The organism is Micromonospora sp. NPDC049047 (genome assembly GCF_040649135.1).
In the GTDB taxonomy this organism is placed as follows: Bacteria; Actinomycetota; Actinomycetes; order Mycobacteriales; family Micromonosporaceae; genus Micromonospora.
Map to the genome: position 1 here is coordinate 1 of NZ_JBEZEY010000060.1, position 1,013 is coordinate 1,013.

Below are 1,013 nucleotides of genomic sequence, written 5' to 3' on the forward strand. Positions count from 1 at the left end.
GGTCGTGTGGTGGGTGGTCGGTTGGGTGTGTTGTTTGCGGGTCAGGGTGCGCAGCGGTTGGGGATGGGTCGGGAGTTGTATGGGGTTTTTCCGGTGTTCGCGGCGGCGTTTGATGAGGTGTGTGGGTTGTTGGGTGGGTCGGTGCGGGATGTGGTGTGGGGTGGTGATGGGGGGGCGTTGGATGCGACGGGGGTGGCGCAGCCTGCGTTGTTTGCGGTGGAGGTGGCGTTGTGGCGGTTGTGGCAGTCGTGGGGTGTGCGGGCGGATGTGGTGGCGGGTCATTCGGTGGGTGAGGTCGCGGCGGCGTTTGTGGCGGGGGTGTTCAGTTTGGGGGATGCGTGCAGGTTGGTGGCGGCTCGGGCGCGGTTGATGGATGCGTTGCCGGTGGGTGGGGTGATGGTGGCGGTTGAGGCTGGTGAGGTGGCGGTGGCGTCGTATGTGGGTGAGGCGGGGGGTGTGGTGCAGGTGGCGGCGGTGAATGGGCCGTCGTCGGTGGTGTTGTCTGGTCCGGAGCGTGATGTTCTTGCGGTGGTGGGTCGGGTTGTTGCGGGGTTGGGTGTGCGGGTGCGTCGGTTGGGTGTGAGTCATGCGTTTCATTCGGTGTTGATGGAGCCGATGTTGGCGGATTTTCGGGCGGCGATTAGTGATGTGCGTTTTGATCTGCCGCGGGTTCCGGTGGTGTCGAATGTGACGGGTGCGGTTGTGGGGGATGTGATTGCTTCTGTTGATTATTGGGTGCGGCATGTGCGTGAGTCGGTGCGGTTCGCTGATGGTGTGGTGGCGATGTATGGGCAGGGTGTTCGGACGTTTTTGGAGGTGGGGCCGGGTGGTGTTCTGACGGGGATGGTCGCGGGTGTGCTGGCGGGGATCGAGGGCGTGGCGTCGACGGCGGTGATCGCGTCGTTGCGTGTCACGAGGGTGGGGCAGGATGCGGGTGAGGTAGATGCGTTGGTCACGGCGGTAGCGCGGGCGGCGGTCGCGGGAGTCGACCTCGACTGGAACGCGTTCTATGG

At 65.0% G+C, this 1,013-nt stretch carries 1 protein-coding gene; it reads left to right on the forward strand.

Annotated features, from left to right (window positions below; translation table 11 throughout):
• Positions 1 to 63: 63 nt before the first annotated feature.
• On the forward strand, positions 64 to 1,013 hold a 950-nt coding region (locus AB0B86_RS33520; protein WP_357420638.1), incomplete at its 3' end, for an acyltransferase domain-containing protein.